Source organism: Bartonella sp. AC70YNML, assembly GCF_042196545.1.
GTDB lineage: Bacteria > Pseudomonadota > Alphaproteobacteria > Rhizobiales > Rhizobiaceae > Bartonella.
Genome location: NZ_JBHIQK010000021.1, coordinates 2,501 through 7,964, shown reverse-complemented (window position 1 = coordinate 7,964; position 5,464 = coordinate 2,501). Strand labels below are relative to the sequence as shown.

Annotated in this window: 3 tRNA genes and 2 rRNA genes (1 of these 5 only partly in view); all 5 read right to left on the bottom strand. The window is 44.8% G+C overall.

What is annotated here, in order from left to right:
* Window positions 1–1,384: 1,384 nt before the first annotated feature.
* Window positions 1,385–1,461, bottom strand: a tRNA-Met gene (locus ACFIMU_RS08360).
* Window positions 1,462–1,568: 107 nt separating this feature from the next.
* Window positions 1,569–1,683 (bottom strand): 5S ribosomal RNA (gene rrf / locus ACFIMU_RS08355).
* A 68-nt stretch (window positions 1,684–1,751) separates the two neighbouring features.
* A 23S ribosomal RNA gene (locus ACFIMU_RS08350) occupies window positions 1,752–4,562 on the bottom strand.
* 461 nt (window positions 4,563–5,023) lie between these two features.
* Window positions 5,024–5,099 (bottom strand) — tRNA-Ala (locus tag ACFIMU_RS08345).
* Window positions 5,100–5,406: 307 nt separating this feature from the next.
* Window positions 5,407–5,464 (bottom strand) — tRNA-Ile (locus tag ACFIMU_RS08340); it runs 19 nt beyond the window's last position.

Sequence of the window (5,464 nt, the reverse complement as noted above, 5' to 3'; positions counted from 1 at the left end):
TTCCCCTTACCACTGCCAGTTTCCGTTCAAACATCAAGACCAATGGCTGCAAAAGCAAAAAGCTGCCCCTTTTTTTCTCACGGCATACTTTCTCCCTCATTACGCTGGTTTCTAAAAAAGATCGCAAAAATCATTAATTCTTTAAAGAACATGTCACCCTAGAAACGGTAAATGGGGCTAGAGTAGATGTCCAAGAGATAATGTGAGATGTCTCTTTCAAAACAGATAGTCCATTGCGCCAAGGATAGGGATATGTAACTTTTAGAGTTTTTTCTCTTAAGGTTGCTTTATGTATGTTAGGATAGTGTAAAAAGCTGTTATTTCTCTATCTAAGCCGTAAAGCACTGCCCCTACAGATCATAGGCATAGGCTCAGTACCCCAAAAGCTTTCCCCAAAAGCTTTCTAAGTAAAAATCCGCCTTAGTATTTAGGGATATAGATAGTTTAGGTGGTCAAGGAATTATGTGCAATTTTTTGTTACAAAAAGTTAGCAGATTGTTTTAAGGATGAAGATATATAGGCACACATAGGACAAAGGGAGGGATATCGTAAAAGAGAGAGAAGCTGAGCTTAGATTTAGTTTTTGAGGAGTGTTTCTGTGTGTGAATTACATACACCTCTACGCTCTTTTTTCTAGTTGTTTCAGAGGACATAATGTTTAGCGGAGTGTCCCCTATTTCTGCATTGCGTTTTTTTACGCAGGGCAGAGTTGCGAGTGCTCCTATATCTCCTCAGCATAACTCTACGGGTATTTACACACTCGTACGTTTTTTCCTTTTTCCATAGCGTTTTCGATTATGTCTCTGTTACGTGAGAAGAGTTTCGAGTGATTAGCATTTCACTCCATGCGTTTACACGCTACGACACGTTTCCGCCTGCTTTTATTTTCAGAGATTGATGCTATTTTTATTTTCCAGTATTAAGAAGAGCTTTTAGATTTATCGTTTTAGAGAGAAGAAAGCATTCTCTGCCTATCTCTGCTTCATTAGTAGCATACCCCTTATGAGTCCTATTGCGTTCTTTTAGGGCTGAGAAGAGATCCGATCCAGCCCCAAAGCCGCTCCATAGGTCTTTTTTTGGCATGATTTGTTATCACGGTGTGTTGAGAGAGAGCTTTTGTTATTTTTTTGAACTTTAGAAGAGTAAAATGAGATGTTTTTTTTGATACAAGGTCTCGTTTATCTATGATATTTCATTGACGCCTTTAGAATGTTTGCAATGTAAAGAGACAATAGTATGGATTTTTTTAATTTTATAAGCTTTTTTAATTAGGCTTATTGAGCAGATTATTCTCTGCGTTTGGCATATTTCTGTTTAGATTGAGAAGAGTCAAGTTACTATTACGGGAATGCTAGGGAATATTATAGGGTTAACTATTAAGAAGTGGTTGCGGGGGCAGGATTTGAACCTGCGGCCTTCAGGTTATGAGCCTGACGAGCTACCGGGCTGCTCCACCCCGCGCTATATATTTTAAGACAAGATTTTTTTATTGTCTACTCTCAGTATTGAGCCTTGATATTTATCGTTATATTTTTATTTTGAATTGTTATCTATCATGCCTTTAGCAGACCTGGCGGCGACTTACTCTCCCGTGCCTTAAGGCAAAGTACCATCAGCGCTGGAGCGTTTCACGGCCGAGTTCGGGATGGGATCGGGTGCGTTCACTCCGCCATAACCACCAAGTCAGCAAAAAGCATGAATGATGAGAAGCTGGAATTTTTATATTTAAAGAAAGAATATGGGAAATGAGAACGATCAAGTCGATCGAACGATTAGTATCAGTAAGCTTCATGTGTTACCACACTTCCACACCTGACCTATCAACGTGGTGGTCTACCACGGTTCTCAGGGAATACTTGTTTTCAGGTGAGTTTCCCGCTTAGATGCCTTCAGCGGTTATCTCGTCCGTATATAGCTACCCTGCTATGCGGCTGGCGCCACAACAGGTCCACCAGAGATACGTCCATCCCGGTCCTCTCGTACTAGGGACAGGTCCTGTCAATATTCCAACACCCACGGCAGATAGGGACCGAACTGTCTCACGACGTTCTGAACCCAACTCACGTACCGCTTTAAATGGCGAACAGCCATACCCTTGGGACCTGCTCCAGCCCCAGGATGCGATGAGTCGACATCGAGGTGCCAAACAACCCCGTCGATATGGACTCTTGGGGGTCATCAGCCTGTTATCCCCGGCGTACCTTTTATCCGTTGAGCGATGGCCCTTCCACACGGGACCACCGGATCACTATGACCGTCTTTCGACTCTGCTCGACTTGTCAGTCTCACAGTCAGGCAGGCTTATGCCATTGCACTCAACAAACGATTTCCGACCGTTCTGAGCCTACCATCGCGCGCCTCCGTTACTCTTTAGGAGGCGACCGCCCCAGTCAAACTACCCACCATACACGGTCCCGAATCCGGATAACGGACTGCGGTTAGACATCCATATCGGTAAGGGTGGTATTTCAAGGATGACTCCACAAAGGCTAGCGCCCCTGCTTCAAAGTCTACCACCTATCCTACACATACAGACACAAATGCCAGTGTAAAGCTATAGTAAAGGTGCACGGGGTCTTTCCGTCTAACCGCAGGAACCCCGCATCTTCACGGGGAATTCAATTTCACTGAGTCTACGTTGGAGACAGCGGGGAAGTCGTTACGCCATTCGTGCAGGTCGGAACTTACCCGACAAGGAATTTCGCTACCTTAGGACCGTTATAGTTACGGCCGCCGTTTACTGGGGCTTCAATTCAATGCTTGCACATCTCCTCTTAACCTTCCAGCACCGGGCAGGCGTCAGACCCTATACGTCGTCTTGCGACTTCGCAGAGCCCTGTGTTTTTGGTAAACAGTCGCTACCCCCTGGTTTGTGCCACCCTCTAACGGTTGCCCGCTAAAGGGTCACGCTTCTTCCGAAGTTACGCGTGCAATTTGCCGAGTTCCTTCAACGTAGTTCTCTCAAGCGCCTTAGTATTCTCTACCAGTCCACCTGTGTCGGTTTGGGGTACGGTCTATATGTGGGAGCTATTTCCTGGAACTGCTTCACTGCAAGATCAATCCAATAAGATCTTACAATATACGCAATCCGTCACTACCCACAGGTCCACGAATATTAACGTGGTTCCCATCGACTACGCCTTTCGGCCTCGCCTTAGGGGCCGACTCACCCTGCTCAGATTAACTTTAAGCAGGAACCCTTGGACTTTCGGCGAGGGAGTCTCTCACTCCCTTTATCGTTACTCATGTCAGCATTCTCACTTCCGATACCTCCAGGAGCTCTCACGAGTCTCCCTTCACAGGCTTACGGAACGCTCCGCTACCACTTACTCCAAAAGGAGTAAATCCACAGCTTCGGTGTATGGCTTTAGCCCCGTTACATTTTCGGCGCAGGGACCCTTATTTAGACCAGTGAGCTGTTACGCTTTCTTTAAATGGTGGCTGCTTCTAAGCCAACATCCTGGTTGTTTTGGGATCCTCACATCCTTTCCCACTTAGCCATAACTTGGGGACCTTAGATGGTGGTCAGGGTTGTTTCCCTCTCCACGACGGACGTTAGCACCCGCCGTGTGTCTGCTAGTTAGTTCTTCCAGGTATTCGGAGTTTGGTTAGGTTTGGTAATCCGGTGAGGACCCCTAGCCCATCCAGTGCTCTACCCCCTGGAGAATTCGACTAACGCTCTACCTAAATAGATTTCGCGGAGAACCAGCTATTTCCGAGTTTGATTGGCCTTTCACCCCTAGCCACAAGTCATCCCAATCTATTGCAACAGATACGGGTTCGGCCCTTCAGTAAGTGTTACCTTACCTTCAGCCTGCTCATGGCTAGATCACTCGGTTTCGGGTCTAATCCAACGAACTGAACGCCCTATTCAGACTCGCTTTCGCTACGCCTACACCTACCGGCTTAAGCTTGCTCGTTAGACTAAGTCGCTGACCCATTATACAAAAGGTACGCCGTCACCCAGAACGAATCTTGGGCTCCGACTGTTTGTAGGCATTCGGTTTCAGGTACTATTTCACTCCCCTTGTCGGGGTACTTTTCACCTTTCCCTCACGGTACTGGTGCGCTATCGGTCATGCACGAGTACTTAGGCTTGGATCGTGGTCGACCCATGTTCAGACAGGATTTCACGTGTCCCGCCCTACTCTAGGACTTAAATCAGATTTACGTATACGGGACTATCACCCTCTTTGGTACGACTTTCCAGTCGTTTCTACTTTTCTTAATTCAAGCCACTGGCCTGGTCCGCGTTCGCTCGCCACTACTAACGGAGTCTCGTTTGATGTCCTTTCCTACAGGTACTTAGATGTTTCAGTTCCCTGCGTTTGCTTCTTACACCCTATTTTATTCAGGTGTAGATACCTTTATCTGACGACTAGAAAACTAAACTGTTTTAAAAAACAGCTTAATTTTTCTAGCCATCAAAGGTGGGTTGCCCCATTCGGAAATCTACGGATCAAAGGGTATTCGCACCTCCCCGTAGCTTATCGCAGCGTATCACGTCCTTCATCGCCTGTGCATGCCAAGGCATCCACCAAATGCCCTTAAGACACTTGATCGTTCTCATTGCCAATATTCATTTACGGTTTGTCTGCTTCTCTTTATCTTGTGCAAAATAAAGCGCAAAACAAACCAAATATCAGCAGAAAAGACCAGCTTCTCGAGATATATTCAATGGCGCGGTTAAGCTTCCAATCATAAGCAAGAGTTTTGAGCATTCCCTTGCGACACATGTCTCTTTTTCTAAATTAAGATTTCCTTCTAAATTAAGATTTCCTCTTCGGAAGAAAGGTTTTTCTTTCAAGATCTTTTTTAAAATCTGTTTTCCAAAACCTTTTTTCGACAACAAGCATTTTCCCAAGAAAGTATTTTTCTTAACAAAAAACTTGCACCTCAGAAGGAACCTTAAAAAGGAACATGTCTGAATATATCTTCTCTTCACAATTTCAATAGAACAAGCAAAAGGCTAAAAACCTCTTACTAAACCGTGTTCTTACAACATGATGATGACCGATTAAAGTGGTGGAGCCGGACGGGATCGAACCGACGACCCCCTGCTTGCAAAGCAGGTGCTCTCCCAGCTGAGCTACGGCCCCTAAAACAATATAACGCCTTCGAAACGCTTAAAATTCAAGATCACTTAAAATTGCTATTTTCTCAAAATTGCTACGCTTTATTGCCTTTTCTCGAAACATTTTTTTACCTTATATCTCAAGATCACTTAAATTTACCTTAAGACCACTGCAATTTTGGATATTAAAACCAAAGAAAGCACTTTTCTTTGTACCAATAAAACTTTTATGCACCGGTAATATTCCTATAAACTGATAAGGTTCTTATAAATTAATAAAGAAAGCTTCCTCTGAGCACGTTTCACAAGCGCTTATAGATTGATAGAGTAATTGGTGGGCCTGGGAGGACTTGAACCTCCGACCTCACGCTTATCAAGCGCGCGCTCTAA